Raw genomic sequence first — 18,456 nt, forward strand, 5'->3', positions numbered from 1 at the left:
GGCACGTTCGGGTCTCAGACCGCGGCCGTCACCCGCGCGGGCGTCCACCGCCGCCGCGGTGCGGACGTGCCCGTCGCGCGGATCAGTTCCAGGCGCGGCGGTGGGCCGTCGGTGCGACCGGTGGGTGGTTTCCGGTTGCCCGCGCGGAAGGGCGCGGGCCATTCGGCGGCCTCGCCGCGATAGCCCTGTTCCACCGCCGCGTGCAGGGTCCACTGCGGATCCCACAGGTGCGCGCGGCCGATGGCGACGAGGTCGGCGCGACCGGCCAGCAGGACCGAGTTGACGTCGTCGTGGGAGGAGATGGCGCCGACGGCGACGACGGCCACGCCGTGCGGCACCCCGACCTCCTGGCGGATGCGATCGGCGAAAGGCGTCTGGTAGCTGCGGCCGTAGGCGGGCTTCTCGTGCTTGACCACCTGCCCCGAGGAGACGTGCAGCACGTCGACCCCGTGGGCGGCGAAGGCGCGCGCGATCTCGACCGCGTCGTCGACGGTGTTGCCGCCCTCGGCCCAGTCGGTGGCCGAGATGCGCACCGACAGCGGCCGGTCCGCGGGCCACACCTGCTTGATCGCGTCGAACACCCGCAGCGGGAACCGCAGCCGATTGTCCAGGCTGCCGCCGTACTCGTCGGTGCGCCGGTTGGCCAGCGGTGAGAGGAACGCCGAGAGCAGGTAGCCGTGCGCGCAGTGCAGCTCGAGCAGGTCGAAGCCGGCGCGAGCGGCGGCCGCGGCGGCGTCGGCGAATTCGCGGGTGACCCGGTCCATCTCCGCGCGGGTGATCTCCCGCGGGGTGCGGCTGGCCGGACCGTAGGGGATGGCCGAGGGTCCGACGGTCTCCCAGCCGCCGGACTCGAGTGGGTCGTCGATGCCCTCCCACATCACCTTGGTCGCGCCCTTGCGACCCGAATGTCCCAGCTGCACACCGATCTTCGCGCGCGTGTGGCCGTGCACGAAATCGACCACCCTGGCCCAGGCCCGCTCCTGCTCCGGTGTGTAGAGCCCGGCGCAGCCGGGGGTGATGCGCCCCTCCGGGGACACGCACACCATCTCGGTCATCACCAGGCCGGCGCCGCCGAGCGCCTTGCTGCCCAGGTGCACCAGATGGAAGTCGGTGGGCACCCCGTCGACGGCGGAGTACATGTCCATCGGCGAGACCAGGATGCGATTGGGCAGTTCCACGTCCTTGAGCCGCAACGGGTAGAACATCGGCGGCCGCGGCGCCGCGGCGGCGGCGTCCTGGGTGGACAGGTACCAGCCGTCGATGGCCTCGACGAAGCCGTCGTCGCGCAACCGCAGGTTGTCGTAGGTGATCCGGCGGCTGCGGGTGAGCAGGTTGAAGGCGAACTGGTCGGGGTGCTGGTCGGTGTACTGGGCGATGGACTCGAACCACTCCAGGCTGGCCTGTGCGGCGCGCTGCACCGATTCCACGACCGGTTTGCGTTCGGTCTCGTAGGCGGCCAGGCCGGCGGCGACCGAGTCGTTCTCGTGCAGGCAGGCCGCCAGTGCCAGGGCGTCCTCCATCGCCAGCTTGGTGCCCGAGCCGATGGAGAAGTGCGCGGTGTGCGCGGCGTCGCCGATGAGCACGATGTTGCCGTGGCGCCAGGTGCGGTTGCGCACGGTGGTGAAGGAGATCCACCGGGAGTTGTTGGCCTGCAACCGGTGTCCGTCGAGTTCGGCGGCGAACAGCTCGGCGATCCGCGCGATGGACTGCTCGTCGTTCTCCCCCGGCGCGAACTCGCGGTCGGCGAAGGCGGCGAAACCGGCCTCGCGCCAGACCGATTCGTGCATCTCGACGATGAAGGTGCTCTGCTGCGCGCTGAACGGGTAGGCGTGCACCTGCATGATCCCGTGCGGGGTGTGTTTGACGAAGAACTCGAACGCCTCGAACACCAGGTCGGTGCCCAGCCACATGTACTTGTTGCGCCGGGGATCCAGGCTCGGTTCGAACACGTCGGCGAAGGTGCTGCGCACCGCGGAGTTGATGCCGTCGGAGGCCAGCACCAGATCGTGGGTGGCGGCGAGATCTTCGACGTCGGGGGCCGGGGTGCGGAAGTGGATGGTGACGCCGAGGTCGGTGCAGCGGCGTTGCAGCAGCCGCAGCAGTTCCTTGCGGCTCATCGCCGCGAAGCCCTGGCCACCGGAGGTGCGCACCTGGCCGCGGTAGTGGATGTCGATGTCGCTCCAGCGCGCGAACTGCTCGCTCATCCCACGGTAGATCTGCTCGTCGGCGTGCTCGATGCCGCCGAGGGTCTCGTCGGAGAACACCACGCCGAACCCGAAGGTGTCGTCGGGAGCGTTGCGTTCCCAGATGGTGATCTCGTGGCTCGGGTCGAGCTGTTTCATCAGGGCGGAGAAGTACAGGCCCGCGGGCCCTCCGCCGATCACGGCGATACGCATCGAAGCCTCACTGGTGTCGGGGGTAATCGGTTCTGGGGTCGGCGGCCCGGGTACCGCGCAACGCGGCGGCCACCGCCGTGGGCCACGGCCGCGAACGGGCGGCGGGGTCGGGGGCGTGCACGGCGGTCAAGGCACCCCGCGCCGCCGGGGACGGGGGCTGCGCATCCGGGGGAATCCGGGTGACGAGGAAGTCGTAGCGCACCGAGGAGCGCCCGAGCCTGCCCACCGACAGCGCGATGGCGGCGGTGTCGCCGAACCACAGCCGGTCCAGGTAGTCGACCTCGAAACGCACCCGCGGGATGCTGCCGAACAGCCCGCGCAGCCCGAGCCCGTCCAGCAGGGCGGCTTCGGCCGCCTCCACCCAGCGGATCACGGTGCTGTGGTGGTAGTGCCCGGCGGCGTCGGTGTCCTGCCAGTCCACCACGCGCTCGACGACGACGCCGCTCATCGTGCGGCCTTCCACTGTTCCCGCACCTTGAACCGCTGGAGTTTGCCGCTGGGGTTGCGCGGCAACTCGGTGACGAACACGATGCTGCGCGGATACTTGTAGGGCGCGGCCGTGCTCTTGACGAAATCCTGGAGTTCCCGGACCTTCTCGTCGCTGCCGTCGACGCCCGCGCGCAACACGACGGCGGCGTGCACGACGTTGCCGCGGTCCGCGTCGGGCACGCCGACGACCGCGCACTCCGCCACGTCCGGGTGCCGGTCGAGCACGGCCTCCACCTCGGGCGCGCCGATGTTGTAGCCGGCGGAGACGATCATGTCGTCGCTGCGCGCGTGGTACCAGAGGTAGCCGTCGGCGTCGCGGGTGCAGGTGTCGCCGGTCAGATTCCAGCCGCCGCGCACGTAGTCCCGCTGGCGCGGGTCGGCCAGGTAGCGGCAGCCGGTGGGGCCCTTGACCGCCAGCAGGCCGGCGGTGCCGTCCGGGACCGGGTTGCCGTCGTCGTCCTGGATCTCCACCCGGAAGCCCGGCACGGCGCGGCCCAGCGAACCGGGCCGGATGTCCGCGTCGGCGGCGGAGATGTAGATGTGCAGCAGCTCGGTGCCGCCGATGCCGTTGACGATCGAGATGCCGGTCCGCTCACGGAAGCCGGTGAACACCGGCTCCGGCAGGTGCTCTCCCGCCGACACACATCGCCGTAGCGTGCGCAGTCCGTCCAGGTCGTCGCGCTTCAGCAGCGCCTTGTAGGCCGTGGGTGCGGTGAACAGCACGGTGGCGGCGAACTTCTCGATCGCCACCACCAGCGACTCCGGGTCGGCGCGCTCGAGCAGCACCGTCGAGGCACCGACCCGCAGCGGGAAGATCACCAGCCCGCCGAGGCCGAAGGTGAACGCCAGCGGCGGGGTGCCGATGAACACGTCGTCGGGGCGCGGGCGCAGCACATGCGCGCCGAAGGTGTCGGCGACGGCCAGCACGTCGCGGTGGAAGTGCATGGTGGCCTTGGGAGTCCCGGTGGTGCCCGAGGTGGGCGCGAGCAATACCACGTCGTCGGCGGCGGTCGCGACGTCGGTGAAGGTCGGTGGCTTCGCGGCGGCGCGGCGGGTGAGGTCCTCGGCGCCCGGCCCGCCCACCGGCACGACCGGCAGGTCGGCGCAGGCCAGTTCCGCGGTGAGGCGGTGATCGCACAGCGCCAGGGCCGGGCGGGTCAGGTCGATCAGCTTGGTCAGTTCGGCCGCGCGCAGCAGCGGCATGGTCGTGACGACCACGCCGCCCGCCTTGACCACGGCGAACCAGCAGGCCACCAGCCAGGGCGTGTTGGGCGAGCGCAGCAGCACCCGGTTACCGGGAACCAGGCCGAAGTCCTCGGTGAGCACCCGCGCGATCCGGTTGGCGGTGTCGAGCAGATCGCCGTAGCTCCAGGTGGATTCGGCGGTGGACAGGCACGGACGGTCGCGGCCGTGGCGGTCCACCGCGCCGTCGAGCAGCACGCTCGCGCAGTTCAGCCGCTCCGGATACCGCAGGGCGGGCAGGTCGAAGACGAACTCCGGCCACTGCGACGGCGGCGGGAGGTTGTCCCGGCAGAAGGTGTCGATGTGGGCTGAAGGAGTGAGCAAGGTTTCCGCCCTTTCCGAGACGGGAATCGGAGACGGGATCGCGCGCGCTCAGTCGATCGCGGCGACGGCCTGGATCTCGATGAGCGCCTCCGGTTGCCACAGCGCGGTGACGCCGACGCCGGTCATCGCCGGGTACTCGGTGCCCGCCAGCTCCCGCCAGATGCGCCCGATCTCCTTGCCGTTGGCCTGGTAGTCGGGAATGTCGAGCAGGTAGATCGTCACGCTCACCAGATCCTGCGGGCGCCCGCCCGCCGCGGCCAGCGCGGTCAGCATGTTCGTCATCGCCTGCCGGAACTGCTCGACGATGCCGCCCTCGACGATCTTGCCGTCGGCGTCCATCGCCGTCTGCCCGGCCAGATGCACGATGCCGCGGTGCCGGGTGGCGTGCGCGAAACCGGAGGGCTTCGCCAGCGTTGCGGGATTGATGCGTTCGACAGCCATGTCGCCTCACTCTGGTCCGGCTCGACGAAGCAGCGAGCCATGGGGGAAGGGGTGGTGCGGACCACACTATAGTGCTATTGTCACCACCGTCAACAGAACGCGATATTCCGCCGTTCCCCGGCCGCGGGATCGCCCCGGCCCCAGCCCCTGGAGTACATCGAGCAATGCGCCTGCGAACTGTCCGCACCGACGACGGCGGCTCCCACGCGGAGATCCGCCGCGACGGGCACTGGTACCCCACCGCCGCGCCCGACGTGGGCGCGCTGCTCGCCCGCCCCGACTGGCGGTCCGCGGTGACGGGCGAGCCGGTCGCCGGCCGCTCGGCGCCGGTGGTCACCGCGCCGCGCAAGATCGTCTGCTGCGGCCACAACTACCGCGCCCACATCGCCGAACTCGGCCGCGCGGAGCCCGAATTCCCCACGCTGTTCGCCAAATTCGCCGACACCCTCACCGCCTGGGACGCCGACATCACCCTCGGCATGGCCGCCGCCGACGCCGGCCTGGACTGGGAGGCGGAACTGGCCGTCGTGGTCGGGGTCGAACTGCGCCGCGCCGACCGGGCGACCGCACGGGCCGGGATCGCCGGTTACACGGTCGCCAACGACTTCTCGGTGCGCACCTGGCAGCGCCGCACCGCACAGTGGTTGCAGGGCAAGGCCTTCGACGCCACCACGCCCCTCGGCCCCGACCTGGTCACCCCCGACGAGGCCGATCCCGGCGACGGCCTGCGCATCACCTGCCGCGTCAACGGCGTCGTCGAGCAGTGCGGCTCCACCGACGACCTGCTGTTCGACCCGGGGGCGCTGCTGTCCTACATCTCCGCCTTCACCACCCTGCGCCCCGGCGACGTCGTGCTCACCGGCACGCCGGGCGGTGTCGGGGTGGCCGCCGACCCGCCGCGGCACCTGCGCGACGGCGACGTGGTGGAGACCGAGATCGAAGGCATCGGGCTGCTCCGCAACCGGATCACCCTCCCCACCGAAGACGATCCCGCCCCGCGGGACGGAAAGGAAGACCGATGAGCAACGAAACCCTCGACACCACCGCGGTTCCCGTCGTCACCCCGGCCGGGCAGGAGCACACCGACACCGCCCAGTCCGGCGGCGCGGTGCGGGTGTCGGGCGTGAGCCCGCAGCACACCCCCGCCACCAGGATCTGGTACGGCCGGGTGTCCAACGAGCCCGGGTACCGGTCGCTGCCGCACCACCACGGCGAGGCGGAGACCGGCGGTTACGTGCTGAAGGGGGTGGCGCGCATCTACTTCGGCGCCGACTACCAGCAGTACGTCGACATGAAGGAGGGCGACTTCGTGTTCGTGCCGCCGTTCATGCCGCACATCGAGGTGAACATGAGCACCACCGAGGAACTGGTGTGGCTGACCGCGCGCACCCCCGACAACATCGTGGTCAACCTGCCCGACGTGGACGACGCGATCCTGGTCGGCTACCGCCGCGCCTGAACCCGTCGCCGCGGGACCGCCGCCCGCTCCCCCGCGCTATCCGCACAGCCCTCGCGCACAGTGGATAGCGCGGGCTCACGCGCGCTCCTACCGTCGCGCGGCATGAGCGAACACACATCGGCCGAGGTCGACGCGATCGTCGTCGGATCGGGGATCAACGGGCTGGTCGCCGCCGCGGAACTCGCGCGCGCCGGATGGTCGGTGCTGGTGGCCGAACGCAACAGCGACATCGGCGGATTCATCGCCACCGAGGAACGCACGCTGCCCGGCTACCGGCACGACACCTTCTCCTCCTGGCATCCGCTGTTCGTCACCGGCGCGGCCTACGCCGGCCTGGGCGAGCTGCTGCACGAGCACGGCCTGACCTACCGCAACACCGACGGGTGGGTGACCGCCAGCGTCGGCGACGACGGCGCCGTCACGGCCGCGCACCGCGACCCGGAACGCACCGCCGCGGCCTTCACCGACGCCGGCGACCGCGCCGCGTACCTGCAGATGGTCGCGCGGCTGACCGCGAACCTGCCCGCGATCGGCGGGCTGATGGGCGCCGAACTGCGCTCGCCCGCCGTCCTGGGACCGGTGACCGGACTGCTGCGCGGCAACGGCCGCCGCGGCACCGAGACCTGGCTGCGCGACGCGCTGACCAGCGGGCGCGGCTACACCCGCCGCTACTTCCGCGGCCCCGAGGTCGACCACCTGTTCGCGCCGTGGCTGCTGCACGCCGGGCTGGCGCCCGACCACGCCACCGGCGGGTTGATGGTGCCGATGCTGGCCACCACCCTGCACGCCGCAGGCCTGCCCGTGGTAGCGGGCGGCTCGGGTGAGTTCGTGGCGGCGTTCCGGTCGCTGCTCGGCGCGCTCGGCGTGCGGATCGAGACCGGCACCGAGGTCGAGCGGATCGTGGTCGAGTCCGGGCGAGCGACCGGCGTCGTCGCGGGCGGCAGGACCTTCCGCGCCCGCCGGGCCGTGCTCGCCTCGGTGACGCCGACCGCGCTCTACGGCGACCTGCTCCCGGCCGCCGCCGTCGACGCGGACCTGCGCGCGGAGGCCGCCCGCTTCCGCTACGGCCGCGGCGAGATGCAGATCCACGTCGCGCTGTCGGGACCGCTCGGCTGGCGCGACCCGCGGCTGGCCGAGATTCCGCTGGTGCACCTGTCGGACGGATCGGCGAGCACCGGCATCGCCTGTGCCGAGGCCGAGGCCGGGCTGCTGCCGCGGCGGCCCACGGTCGTGGTGGGCCAACAGTACGTCCTGGACCCGGACCGGGTGCCCGCGGGCGCGGCGGCGCTGTGGCTGCAACTCCAGGAGGTCCCCTTCGCGCCGCGCGGTGACGCGGCCGGCGCCCTCGACACCGCCGCGGGATGGACGAAGGAGCTGGCGTCGGCGTACGCCGACCGCGTCCTGGACCGGATCGCCGCGCACGCGCCGGATCTGCGCGCCAAGGTGCTCGCCGTCGACGTGGTGACGCCGGCGGATCTGGCCGCCTACAACGTCAACGCGGTCGCGGGCGACCCGTACGGCGGCTCCGGCGAACTCGACCAGAGCTACCTGTGGCGGCCGCTTGGCTCGGTCGGCAGGCACCGCACCCCGGTGCCGGGGCTGTGGCAGATCGGCGCCTCCACCCACCCCGGCCCCGGGCTCGGCGGTGGGTCCGGGCACCTGGTCGCCACCACCCTCACCCGGCCGGGACCACTGGCCCGGCTGCGCCGGCGCTGACCTCGCGCACCCGGGACAACCGCCGCGCCGAGCGGATAGCCGGGCGTCCCGCCGATCACCAGACTCGTCGCAAACCCACGCACCCTCGCAGGAGTAGTGATGTCCGTTCTCAGCACCGTCGTCGAGGCCACCCGCAGCGGGGCCGTCGAGATCATCGATCTCACCACCCCGCTGCAGGAATCGACGCCGATCCTGCAACTGCCGCCGCCGCTGGCCAACACCGTGCCGTTCCGGCTGGAGGAGATCAGCCGGTACGACGACCGCGGCCCGGCCTGGTACTGGAACAACATCCACACCGGCGAACACACCGGCACGCACCTCGACGCACCAGTGCACTGGGAGACCGGCCGCGACGGGCACGACGTCTCGCAGGCGCCGTTGCAGACCCTGGTGGCGCCCGCCGCCGTCGTCGACCTCACCGCGCAGGTCGCCGACGACCCCGACTTCCTGCTCGAGGTCGCCCACCTCGAGGCATGGGAACAGGAACACGGACCGCTGCCCGAGGGCGGCTGGCTGCTCTACCGCACCGGCTGGGCTGTCCGCGGTGCCGACGCGGCCGCCTTCACCAACGACGGGCACACCCCGGGTGTGTCGGTGGAGTGCGCCCGCTGGCTGGCCGAGAAGTCCCCGCTGGCCGGCTTCGGGGTGGAGACCGTCGGCACCGACGCGGGCGCGGCGCCCGGCTTCGATCCCGCGTTCCCCTGCCACAGCCTGCTGCTCGGCGCGAACAAATGGGGCCTGACCAGCCTGCGCAACCTCGACAAGCTGCCCGCCACCGGCGCGCTGCTGATCGTCTCGCCGCTGCCGATCGTCGGCGGTTCCGGCAGTCCCGCCCGGGTGCTCGCCCTCGTCGAACGCTGACCCGGCACGCCCACCGGGCGGCGCCGCGGCTGATCGAACACCGGGCTCTCGCACACGAATCGGAGGACAACACATGGCGGAACGCTCGTTCGCCAACGAAGTCGGAAAGCTGCGCCAGGGGGCCGGGAGCACCCTGCACGTCGAAGGCATCCTGGCCGTCACGAAGGCGTTGCTGCAATCCGGTGTCGCCTACGTCGGCGGATATCAGGGCGCGCCGATCTCGCACCTGATGGACGTGCTCGGCGACGCCAAGGAGGTCCTCGACGAGCTCGGCGTCTACTTCGAGAACAGCGCCTCGGAGGCCACCGCGGCCGCCATGCTCGCCGCCTCGGTGCACTACCCGCTGCGCGGCGCGGTGACCTGGAAATCCACCGTCGGCACCAACGTCGCCGCCGACGCGCTGGCGAACCTGGCCAGCGGCGGCGTGACCGGCGGCGCGCTGATCATCCTCGGCGAGGACTACGGTGAGGGCTCGAGCATCATGCAGGAGCGCTCGCACGCCTTCGCCATGAAATCGCAGATGTGGCTGCTGGATCCGCGGCCGGACGTGACCGCGATCGTCGACGCGGTGGAGTCGGGCTTCGAGCTGTCGGAGGCCAGCAACACCCCGGTGTTCCTGCTGCTGCGGCTGCGCTCGTGCCACCTGCACGGCGCGTTCGAGGCCAAGGACAACAAGCGACCGCCGCTGACGGTGACCGAGGCGACCCGGCAGCCGACCCGCGATGTGAGCCGGATCGTGTTGCCGCCGGCCAGTTTCCAGCACGAACGGGAGAAGATCGAGGACCGCTGGCCCGCCGCGGTGCGCTACATCCGCGAGCACGGGCTCAACGAGGTGTTCGGCGCCGATCTGGCCGACGTCGGGATCATCGTGCAGGGCGGGCTCTACAACACCCTCAACCGCTCGATGGAACTGCTCGGCTGCTCGGACGCCTTCGGCAACACCCGGGTGCCGCTGTATGTGATGAACGTGGCCTACCCGGTGATCGACGAGGAGGTCGTCGAATTCTGCCGCGGCAAGCGGGCGGTGCTGCTGGTCGAAGAGGGTCAGCCCGACTTCATCGAACAGAACATCAACACCGTGCTGCGCCGCGCCGACGTGCCTACCGTGCTGCACGGTAAGGATCTGTTCACGATGGCCGGGGAATACACCTCGCTGGTGGTCACCCGTGGCCTGCACGAGTTCCTCGCGCGCTATCTGCCCACGGCGGTCACCGCCGAGCCGGCGCTGCTGCGTCCCGCCGACGACCCGGCCAGCCCCTTCGCCACCCGCGTCGATCCGCAGCTCGTGCATCCGCGCCCGCCGGGCCTGTGCACCGGATGCCCGGAGCGGCCGATCTTCAGCGGACTGAAGCTCGCCGAGCGGGAGACCGGCAAGCACCACATCAGCGCCGACATCGGCTGCCATCTGTTCTCGGTGAACGCGCCGTTCGACCTCGGCGCCACCACGATGGGCTACGGCCTGGGCTCCGCGGCCGCCTCGGCGCTGAACTCGACGGGCTCGGACCGCCGCACGATCGCCATGATGGGCGACGGCGGCTTCTGGCACAACGGGTTGAGCAGCGGCGTCGGCAACGCCGTCTACAACAAGAACGACCAGCTGCTGGTGGTGGTCGACAACGGTTACGCCGCCGCGACCGGCGGCCAGGATGTGCTGTCCTCGGCGGCCGAACTGCCCGCCCGCTCCACCAAGCACCCGATCGAGCGGGCCGTGCGCGGGATCGGCGTCCGGTGGGCCAAGACGATCGACGACACCTACGACGTCACGAAGGTCCGCGACACCTTCGTCGAAGCGCTCACCACCGACGAGCCGGGGCCGAAAGTCCTGGTGATGCAGAGCGAATGCCAGCTCAACAAGCAGCGCAGGGAGAAACCGCAGCGGGCCCGGGCGCTGCGCGAGGGCAAGCGCGTGGTGCGGGAACGCTACGGCGTCGACCCGGAGACCTGCACCGGCGACCACGCCTGCATCCGCATCTCCGGGTGCCCCTCGCTCACCGTCACCGACAATCCCGACCCGCTGCGCACCGACCCCATCGCCACCGTGCTGGACAGCTGCGTTGGCTGCGGTGTCTGCGGGGCGAACGCCCACGCGGCGGTGCTGTGCCCGTCGTTCTATCGCACGGATGTCGTCTACAACCCGACCCGCCGGGACCGGCTGCTCGCCCGGGTGCGCGGGTGGTGGATCGGGCTGCTCGCCCGCGGAGTCGAACGGCGGATCGCCGGTCTGGAGGCGCAGTGATGTCGAGTTGGTACGACGGGCAGCGGCCGCTCACCCTGGCCGTGCTGGCCATGGGCGGCGAGGGCGGCGGAGTGCTCGCGGACTGGATCGTCGAGGTGGCGGAGAAGGCCGGGTACTGGGCCCAGTCCACCTCGGTGCCCGGCGTGGCGCAGCGCACCGGCGCGACCGTGTACTACGTCGAATTGTTCCCGCCCACACCGCCTTCCGGTGCCGCACGGGCGGTGCCGGTGCTCAGTGTGTTCCCCACCCCCGGCGAGGTCGACGTCGTGGTCGCCTCGGAGCTGATGGAAGCCGGGCGGGCGGTGCAGCGTGGCTTCAGCACGCCCGACCGGACCACCCTGATCACCTCCACGCACCGGGTGTTCGCCATCGACGAGCGGATGGCCCCGGGCGACGGACGCGCGGATTCGGCGGCGCTGCTGGAGACCGCGCGGCGCGGGGCGAAGCGGCTGATCGCCGCCGACTTCATGGCGGTGGCCGAGCAGGCGCGCAGCGTGATCAGCGCGTCGCTGTTCGGCGCGCTGGCCGGGTGCGGGGTGCTGCCGTTCGGCCGCGAGCAGTTCGAGCAGCCGATCCGCGATTTCGGCAAGGGTGTCGAGCAGTCGCTCGCGGCGTTCGCCGCGGGCTACGAGGCGGCGCGGTCGGCGGCCCCCGCCGGGGGCACGACGGCGGCCGGCTCCGGCGCGGCCCGCGCGAGCGAGCCGGTGCCGTTGACGCTGGTCCCCCGGCCGCTGTCGGCGGAGGAGAAGAAGGAGCGGGAGGACCGGCGGCGCAACGAGATCGCCGCGACCGACCCCGGCGCGCTGGTGGGGCCGAAACTGCGGACCCTGGCCGCCGAGGTGGCCGACCTGCCCGCCGCGGCGCGTTCGATGATTCTGCACGGCCTGGTGCGCACCGCGGTCTACCAGAACAAGACCTACGCTCGGCGGTATCTGGAGCGGGTGGCGCGCTTCGCCGCCGTGGACCCCGACGCCGAGGGCGCCGCGCGGCTTACGGTGGAAGCGGCCCGGCACCTCGCGTTGTGGATGTGCTATCAGGACACCATCCAGGTCGCGCTGCAGAAGACCCGGCGTCACCGGATGGATCGCATCCGGGCGGAGGCCCGTGCGGAACCGGATCAGCTCATCCAGGTGCGCGAGTACCTGCACCCGCAGAGCGACGAGATCACCGACACCCTGCCCGAGCGGCTGGGCGCGACCCTGCGCCGCTCCACGGTCTTCGGCCGGGTGGTGCGCAAACTGACCCACCGGGGCATGATCGTCAACACCAGTTCGATCACCGGCTACACCGCCCTGTCGGTGATGGCCCGGGTGCGCCCGCTGCGCCCGCGCTCGCTGCGGTTCGCCCGCGAGCAGGCCGCCATCGAGGAGTGGCTGGCCATCGCGCTGTCGGCGGCGAGCATCGACGCCGACCTGGCCCGCGAGATCGTCGAATGCCAACGCGTCCTCAAGGGATACGGCGCGACCTGGGAGCACGGGTGGGAGAGCTTCACCCGCTTGATGGCGGCCGCGCAGGAGCTGGCGGGCACCCCGGACGCCGCCGAGCGGCTGGCGCGACTGCGGGATGCGGCACTGGCCGACGAGGACGGGGCGGCCCTGGCGGCGGAACTGGCGGAATCGGCGGCGGCGAGCGCGAAGTGAGCTCGGGTGCGCCGGATTCCGTTCCGGCGCACCCGAATTCGTGACGTCGGTCAGCCCGCGGGGACCGGCACGTGCCGGGTGACGATCCGGTGGATCAGCCGGGCCGCGGTGCGCGCGGTGCGGTTGTCGATGTCGAGGCCGGGGTTGAGTTCGGCCACGTCGACGACGGCGAGTTTGCCGCTGGCGCCGACCCGGTCGCACACGGCCTGCAGGGTCGGCAGCGGCACACCGAACGCGGCGGGTGCGCTGACCCCGGGGGCGACGGCGGCGGGCAGCACGTCGAGGTCGATGGTCAGATACACCAGGTCGATCTCGGCGAGGAAGGCGTCGACGAAGGCCAGGGCCGTCGCGGGGTCGCACTCGTCGTCGGGGAGGTGGCGCACGCCGAAGCGCGCGGCGGTGTCGAAGAGGGCGGCGGTGTTGCTGGGTTGGCTGATACCGAGCACCGCGTACCGGACGGCGTCCCCCTCGGCCGCGAGGATCTGCCGGAACGGGGTGCCCGAACTGGGCACCGGGTCGGCCCGCAGATCGAAATGCGCGTCCAGGTTCAGGATTCCGAGGCGGGTGCCGGGCGCACGGCGCGACGATCCGGTGACACCGAGGTAGGTGCCGTAGGCGATCTCGTGCCCGCCGCCGAACACCACCGGGAAATGCCCGGCGTCGAGCAGACCCGCGACCGTGCCGCCGAGCGCGCGCTGCCCCTCCTCCAGCGCCTCGCCGACCACCTCGACGGTGCCCGCGTCGTAGGCGCGGCGCGGGCGGTCGAGCGCCATCGGGGCCATGGCCTGCCGCAGCGCGTCGGGACCGGCGGCCGCGCCGACCCGTCCCTTGTTGCGCCGCACCCCTTCGTCACTGGCGAAGCCGACGAACACGCAGGAACCGGGCTCGGCGCCGGGCGCGTAGGGCGCCACGACCTGGTGCCAGCGCAGGTGTTCGTCGGTGGTGCCGTCGGTGCGGCCGGTCCAGCGGGGTGCGGGTCGCATGTCTCCTCAGTTCGTCGCGTAGGCGAGTGTGCCCTCGCGCCACACTCGGCTGATCAGCGGGACACCCGGCCGGTAGGCCAGGTGCAGGTGCGAGGGGGCGTCCAGGGCCAGCGCGTCGGCGCGGGCGCCGGGCGTGAGCACGCCGACGTCGCCACGCCGCAGCGCCCGCGCGCCACCGGCGGTCGCCGCCCAGACCGCCTCGTCGGGGGTCATGCGCAGCTCGCGCACCGCCAGCGCGATGCAGAACGGCAGGCTGGTGGTGTAGCTGGTGCCGGGGTTGCAGTCGGCGCCGAGCGCGACCGTCACCCCGGCATCGAGCAGGGCGCGCGCGTCGGGATAGCTGTTGCGGGTGCAGAAGTCGGCACCGGGCAGCAGGGTGGCGACGGTGTCGCTGTGCGCGAGCGCTTCGATGTCGGCGTCGTCGATGTAGGTGACGTGGTCGACCGAGGCCGCGCCCACCTCCACCGCCAGCTGCACACCGGGCCCGCGGTGCAGTTGATTGCCGTGCACGCGCGGGACCAGTCCGTGCGCGATGCCCGCGGTGAGCACCGCGTGCGCCTGGTCGCGGTCGAAGGCGCCCTGTTCGCAGAACACGTCGATCCACTTCGCGTGCGGCGCGCACCGGGGGATCATCTCCGCGCACGCCATCGCCACGTAATCGTCGACGCGCCCGGCGTATTCGGGCGGCGGCACGTGCGCGGCCAGCAACGTCACCTCGTCGGTGTAGCGGCCGGCCACCCGCACGCTGCGCAGCTCGTGCTCGACGGACTGCCCGTAGCCCGACTTGCATTCCACGGTGGTGCTGCCGGCGCGCAGCGATTCGTCGAGCAGCCGCCGCACGTTCGCGCCCAGCTGTTCGTCGCTGGCGGCGCGGGTGGCCTCGATGGTGGTGCGGATGCCGCCCGCGCCGTACGGGCGGCCGGACATCCTGGCGGCGAACTCCTCGGCGCGGTCGCCGGCGAACACCAGGTGCGAATGCGATTCGACGAAGCCGGGCAGCACGGCCCGCCCGTCCAGGTCGTGCGCGGTGTCGGTGGCGGGCACGTGGGCGGAGTCGCCGACCCAGGCGACGACACCGTCCTCGAACACGATCGCGGCGTCGCGGCGCAGGCCGAGCGGGCCCTCGCCCAGGGCGGGATCGTTGGTGACCAGCTGGCCGATGCCGGTCAGTGCGGTGGTGGGCATCGCGGGCTCCTAGAGGCGGGTGTCGACCATCTCGGTGTGGGTCGGGTAGATCATCTGCGCGGGCGGGTTGTTGGTGCGCTTGGCGATCGGGTAGTAGATCGCGCCGGTGAACAGGATGCCCACGATCCAGGAGATGTCGGCGCCGCCGAGCATCTCGGTGACCGGCCCGGTGTACATCTTCTGCGCCAGGAACGGGATCTGGGCCACCACCCCGAGCGCGTAGCAGATCATCGCGGGGGTGTTCCACGCGCCGTAGCGGCCGTTCGGGTCGTAGAGCGCGGGCAGGTCGATGCGCTCCTTGGAGATCAGGTAGTAGTCGATCAGGTTGATCGCGCTCCACGGCGTGAACACCATGAGCAGCACGAGCACGAAGTTCTTGAAGTTCTCCAGGAAGTCCGCGCTGGCGGCGATGGCGATGAGCATCGACACCCCGACGAAGCCGAGGATGTAGAGGGTGCGCGCGGTGGTGGAGATGTGCGAGCGGCCGTTGAAGGCGGTCACGGTGGTGAGGATGGACATGAACCCGCCGTAGGCGTTGAGCACGTTGACGGTGAGCTTGCCGACCACGATCACCAGGTAGATCAGGAAGGCGACGGCCGCCGGGCCGGCCAGATCGCCCATGAAGCCGACCTGGTTGCCGAGGAAGGCATCGCCCGCGACCGCGGCGACGAGCGCGCCGAAGGTCATCGACCACTGCGAGCCGATCACGCTGCCGAGGAAGGTCGACCAGAACGTGGTGCGCTCGCTGGTGCTGCGCGGCAGGTACCGGGAGTAGTCGGCGACATAGGGGCCGAAGGTCAGCTGCCAGCCCGCGCTCAGCGAGATCGCCAGCAGGAAGGTGACCACGTCGAAGTCGACGATGCCGACGTAGTCGGCGACCGGATACTCGGCGAACAAGCGGATCGCCAGGTAGGTGAATCCGACGATGCCGACGACGGTGGCGACCCGCCCGACCATGTGGATGAGCCGGTAGCCGGTGATGGCGACGAAGGCGGTGAGGCCGCCGAAGATCAGGATGCCGACGGTGGGGCTGTCGATGCCGAGGACCTGGTTCACCGCTTGACCGGCGAGCACGGTGCCGGTGGCGGCGAAGCCCAGGTACATCAGGATCACCATCACCAGCGGGATCACCGCGCCCTTGACGCCGAACTGGGCCCGGCTCGAGATCATCTGCGGCAGCCCCATCCGCGGACCCTGCGCGGAGTGCAGCGCCATCACGGCGCCGCCGAAGACGTTGCCGATCAGCAGGCCGATGATCGCCCACAGCGCGTCGGCGCCGAACACGACGGCCAGTGCGCCGTCGACGATCGCGGTGATCTGCATGTTGGCGCCGAACCAGAGGGTGAACTGGCTGCGCGGGGTGCCGTGTCGTTCGCTGTCGGGAACGACGTCGATGGTGCGGCGTTCGAGGGTGAGGATGTCCTCGGCGGTGCCGTCGTTTTTCATGGCTGGCCTGACTTTCTGCGGCGAGTGCATGTGCGGCGCGGTGATCGCGGCGTCGCACACGACGACGCGCGCTGTGTGTTGGATCACGCCACACCGGAGATATGTATATGCCTGTATAGACAGGCTGTCAAGCGGTTCGGAGTGGTTTCCCGGAGTTCCCCGGGTCCGGTGGCGCGCGAAAGGTGATCAGTCGGGGGTCGTGCGGCCCAGCTCGGCCGAGAGCCGGGCGCAGTGTTCGACCAGGACCCGGCCGTGCCGGGCGCAGGTCTCGTCGTCGAGGCGGAAGGTCGGTCCGACGACGCTCAACGCGCCGGCGACGCGGCCGATGGCGTCGTGGATGGGCGCGGCGACACCGGTCGAATGCTCCTCGATGGTGTCGTGGGCGACGGCGTAGCCCTGCGGGCCGACCTCACCGAGCAGCGCCGCGCCCACCGCGGTGCCCACCAGCGGCACGGTCTGCCCCACCCAGCCCATGTGCCGGATGGCGTAGGTGCCCTGGATCTGGTCGATGTAGAGCGCGGTGCCCCGCGGGCCGGGCGCCGACAGGTAGGTCGACTCCCGGGTGGTCTCGGCGATGGCCGCCATCGCGGGACGGGCACGCAGCACCAACTGGTGGTCGGCGATGGCGCGTGCGCCGATCTGCAGCAGCCGCGGGCCCACCCGGTAGACGTTGTCCTCGCCGCGCAGCACGAACTCGGTCTGCTCCAGGCTGCGGATCAGCCGCAGCGCGGTGCTCGGCGCGAGTTCGGTGGCCTTGGCGGCGTCGGCGAGGGTGAGCCCGCCGTGCTCGATGATGGCCCCGAGCAACTCGAAGGTCCGGCTCACGCTGCGGGTCACGTCGCCGGGGGCCATCGGGTGTTCCTCCATGTACCGGGAGCAAGGTGTGCCGGAAGCTAGCCGAATTCCGCGAGGACCTCCTCGTGGTGCTCGTCGAGCAGCGGACTGCGCCGCACCGGCGGACGGGCGCTGCCGCCGAAGACGACAGGCTGCCGGACGTAGCTTACGGTGCCCGCCACGGGATGCTCGAAGGACTGCACCACCCCGCGGCTGCGCGCCTGCTCGGAGTCCAGCGCCTGCGCCACGTCCCACACCGGTGAGGCCGCCAGGCCCGCGGCGGTCAGGATCGCCACGACCTGGGCGACCGTGCGGCCCGCCGCCCAGTTCTCGATCTCCTTGCGCAGCACCGGCTCGTTGACGGTGCGGGCGGTGTCGTCGGCGAAGCGCGGATCGGTGATCAGGTCGCCACGGCCGAGGGTGCGGGCCAGCTTCTCGAAACCGGACTGGCTGGCGACGGCGAGCACGAACAGTCCGTCGTCGGCGCGGTAGGTGTCGAACGGAGTGGACACCGGGTGCCGGTTGCCCACCCGGCCCGGCGCGGCGCCGGTGGCCTGCAACTGGCTGTGCGCGGTGGGCAACATGGCGAGCATGCTGTCGAACATCGCCACGTCCAAGTGCTGGCCCTGCCCGGTGGTGCGGGCGGCCAGCAGCGCGGTGCTGATCCCCCACGCGGCGAACAGCCCGGCGATCAGGTCGCCGAACGATTCGCCCAGGCGGGTCGGGCCGGATTCGGGCGAGCCGGTGATGCTCATGATCCCCGACAACGCCTGCACGACCAGGTCGTAGGCGGCGGCGCCGGACATCGGCCCCTGCTGGCCGAAGCCGGAGATGGAGGCGTAGACGAGGCGCGGGTTGCGCGCCCGCGCGGCGGCGTAGTCGATGCCGAGGCGGGTGGTGACACCGGGCCGGAAGTTCTCGACCACCACATCGGCCCCGGCGATCAGCTCCAGCAGCGCGTCCCGGTCGGCCGGGTCCTTGAGGTCGAGCGCGACCGAGCGTTTGCCGCGGTTGAGCACGGTGAAGTACAGGCTCTCGCCGTCACGGAACGGCCCGAGGTGACGGGCGTCCTCACCGGCCTTGGTCTCGATCTTCACCACGTCGGCGCCCGCGTCGGCGAGCAGCGCGGTGCAGTACGGCCCGGCCAGCACCCGGGACAGGTCGACGACGCGCACGCCGTCGAGCGGAGGTAGGGCGTTCACGG

15 protein-coding genes are annotated in these 18,456 nt (G+C 71.7%); 6 read left to right on the forward strand and 9 right to left on the reverse strand.

Going from position 1 to position 18,456, the window contains the following annotated elements; translation table 11 throughout:
- Positions 1-14 precede the first annotated feature (14 nt).
- Genes AMO33_RS14030 through AMO33_RS14045 form a run of 4 tightly spaced genes read right to left on the reverse strand, consistent with a single transcriptional unit; the run spans position 15 to position 4,892 of the window.
- Positions 15-2,396 (reverse strand): bifunctional salicylyl-CoA 5-hydroxylase/oxidoreductase, encoded by a 2,382-nt coding sequence (locus tag AMO33_RS14030; RefSeq protein WP_060592887.1) that lies wholly within the window; start codon positions 2,394-2,396, stop codon positions 15-17.
- Positions 2,397-2,403: 7 nt separating this feature from the next.
- Entirely contained in the window at positions 2,404-2,844 is a 441-nt protein-coding gene (locus AMO33_RS14035; protein ID WP_060592888.1) for an acyl-CoA thioesterase, read from the reverse strand.
- On the reverse strand, positions 2,841-4,451 hold the full coding sequence (locus AMO33_RS14040; protein ID WP_060592889.1) for an AMP-binding protein: 1,611 nt from the start codon (positions 4,449-4,451) through the stop codon (positions 2,841-2,843). The genes AMO33_RS14035 and AMO33_RS14040 overlap by 4 nt, the downstream gene beginning before the upstream one ends.
- A gap of 48 nt (positions 4,452-4,499) precedes the next feature.
- The gene (locus AMO33_RS14045; RefSeq protein ID WP_011207772.1) at positions 4,500-4,892 is read right to left on the reverse strand and encodes a RidA family protein; all 393 of its coding nucleotides are present in this window, start codon (positions 4,890-4,892) and stop codon (positions 4,500-4,502) included.
- Positions 4,893-5,056: 164 nt separating this feature from the next.
- On the opposite strand from AMO33_RS14045, the gene AMO33_RS14050 reads away from it, so the two are divergent.
- The 6 genes from AMO33_RS14050 (at position 5,057) to AMO33_RS14075 (ending at position 12,804) form a co-directional block, all read left to right on the forward strand.
- Positions 5,057-5,914: a fumarylacetoacetate hydrolase family protein gene (locus AMO33_RS14050; RefSeq protein WP_060592890.1), complete on the forward strand. Its 858-nt coding sequence runs from the start codon at positions 5,057-5,059 to the stop codon at positions 5,912-5,914.
- Positions 5,911-6,351 carry a cupin domain-containing protein gene (locus AMO33_RS14055; RefSeq protein WP_060592891.1) on the forward strand — a complete coding sequence of 147 codons (441 nt, stop codon included), beginning with the start codon at positions 5,911-5,913 and terminating at the stop codon, positions 6,349-6,351. Before AMO33_RS14050 ends, AMO33_RS14055 begins: the two co-directional genes overlap by 4 nt.
- 102 nt (positions 6,352-6,453) lie before the next feature.
- Complete coding sequence (locus AMO33_RS14060) at positions 6,454-8,067, forward strand: phytoene desaturase family protein (protein ID WP_060592892.1); 1,614 nt, start codon at positions 6,454-6,456, stop codon at positions 8,065-8,067.
- Positions 8,068-8,166: 99 nt separating this feature from the next.
- A complete protein-coding gene (locus AMO33_RS14065) occupies positions 8,167-8,928 on the forward strand; it encodes a cyclase family protein (RefSeq protein ID WP_060592893.1) in 762 nt (253 codons plus the stop codon).
- Between the two features lie 73 nt (positions 8,929-9,001).
- The gene (locus AMO33_RS14070; RefSeq protein ID WP_011207767.1) at positions 9,002-11,164 is read left to right on the forward strand and encodes a thiamine pyrophosphate-dependent enzyme; all 2,163 of its coding nucleotides are present in this window, start codon (positions 9,002-9,004) and stop codon (positions 11,162-11,164) included.
- A complete protein-coding gene (locus AMO33_RS14075) occupies positions 11,164-12,804 on the forward strand; it encodes an indolepyruvate oxidoreductase subunit beta family protein (protein ID WP_060592894.1) in 1,641 nt (546 codons plus the stop codon). The genes AMO33_RS14070 and AMO33_RS14075 overlap by 1 nt, the downstream gene beginning before the upstream one ends.
- A 50-nt stretch (positions 12,805-12,854) precedes the next feature.
- On the opposite strand, the gene hutG is transcribed toward AMO33_RS14075, so the two are convergent.
- The 5 genes from hutG to AMO33_RS14100 all read right to left on the reverse strand — a co-directional run bounded on the left by hutG (position 12,855) and on the right by AMO33_RS14100 (position 18,454).
- Positions 12,855-13,787 carry a formimidoylglutamase gene (hutG, locus tag AMO33_RS14080; RefSeq protein WP_060592895.1) on the reverse strand — a complete coding sequence of 311 codons (933 nt, stop codon included), beginning with the start codon at positions 13,785-13,787 and terminating at the stop codon, positions 12,855-12,857.
- A 6-nt stretch (positions 13,788-13,793) separates the two neighbouring features.
- Positions 13,794-14,972, reverse strand: a complete 1,179-nt coding sequence (hutI, locus tag AMO33_RS14085; RefSeq protein WP_060592896.1) for an imidazolonepropionase — start codon at positions 14,970-14,972, stop codon at positions 13,794-13,796.
- 9 nt (positions 14,973-14,981) lie between these two features.
- Entirely contained in the window at positions 14,982-16,418 is a 1,437-nt protein-coding gene (locus tag AMO33_RS14090) for a purine-cytosine permease family protein (protein ID WP_060593488.1), read from the reverse strand.
- A gap of 186 nt (positions 16,419-16,604) precedes the next feature.
- Positions 16,605-17,270: an IclR family transcriptional regulator gene (locus AMO33_RS14095; RefSeq protein WP_060593489.1), complete on the reverse strand. Its 666-nt coding sequence runs from the start codon at positions 17,268-17,270 to the stop codon at positions 16,605-16,607.
- Between the two features lie 41 nt (positions 17,271-17,311).
- A complete protein-coding gene (locus AMO33_RS14100; protein WP_011207761.1) occupies positions 17,312-18,454 on the reverse strand; it encodes a CaiB/BaiF CoA transferase family protein in 1,143 nt (380 codons plus the stop codon).
- Between the last annotated feature and the right edge of the window lie 2 nt (positions 18,455-18,456).

Source organism: Nocardia farcinica, assembly GCF_001182745.1.
Lineage (GTDB): Bacteria > Actinomycetota > Actinomycetes > Mycobacteriales > Mycobacteriaceae > Nocardia > Nocardia farcinica.

Coding starts and splice junctions, on each gene's coding strand:
- hutI (WP_060592896.1), bottom strand. CDS start 14,972: ATGCCCACCACCGCACTGACCGGCATCGGCCAGCTGGTCACCAACGAT.
- AMO33_RS14035 (WP_060592888.1), bottom strand. CDS start 2,844: ATGAGCGGCGTCGTCGTCGAGCGCGTGGTGGACTGGCAGGACACCGAC.
- AMO33_RS14055 (WP_060592891.1), top strand. CDS start 5,911: ATGAGCAACGAAACCCTCGACACCACCGCGGTTCCCGTCGTCACCCCG.
- AMO33_RS14065 (WP_060592893.1), top strand. CDS start 8,167: ATGTCCGTTCTCAGCACCGTCGTCGAGGCCACCCGCAGCGGGGCCGTC.
- AMO33_RS14095 (WP_060593489.1), bottom strand. CDS start 17,270: ATGGCCCCCGGCGACGTGACCCGCAGCGTGAGCCGGACCTTCGAGTTG.
- AMO33_RS14045 (WP_011207772.1), bottom strand. CDS start 4,892: ATGGCTGTCGAACGCATCAATCCCGCAACGCTGGCGAAGCCCTCCGGT.
- AMO33_RS14050 (WP_060592890.1), top strand. CDS start 5,057: ATGCGCCTGCGAACTGTCCGCACCGACGACGGCGGCTCCCACGCGGAG.
- hutG (WP_060592895.1), bottom strand. CDS start 13,787: ATGCGACCCGCACCCCGCTGGACCGGCCGCACCGACGGCACCACCGAC.
- AMO33_RS14090 (WP_060593488.1), bottom strand. CDS start 16,418: ATGAAAAACGACGGCACCGCCGAGGACATCCTCACCCTCGAACGCCGC.
- AMO33_RS14030 (WP_060592887.1), bottom strand. CDS start 2,396: ATGCGTATCGCCGTGATCGGCGGAGGGCCCGCGGGCCTGTACTTCTCC.
- AMO33_RS14060 (WP_060592892.1), top strand. CDS start 6,454: ATGAGCGAACACACATCGGCCGAGGTCGACGCGATCGTCGTCGGATCG.
- AMO33_RS14075 (WP_060592894.1), top strand. CDS start 11,164: ATGTCGAGTTGGTACGACGGGCAGCGGCCGCTCACCCTGGCCGTGCTG.
- AMO33_RS14070 (WP_011207767.1), top strand. CDS start 9,002: ATGGCGGAACGCTCGTTCGCCAACGAAGTCGGAAAGCTGCGCCAGGGG.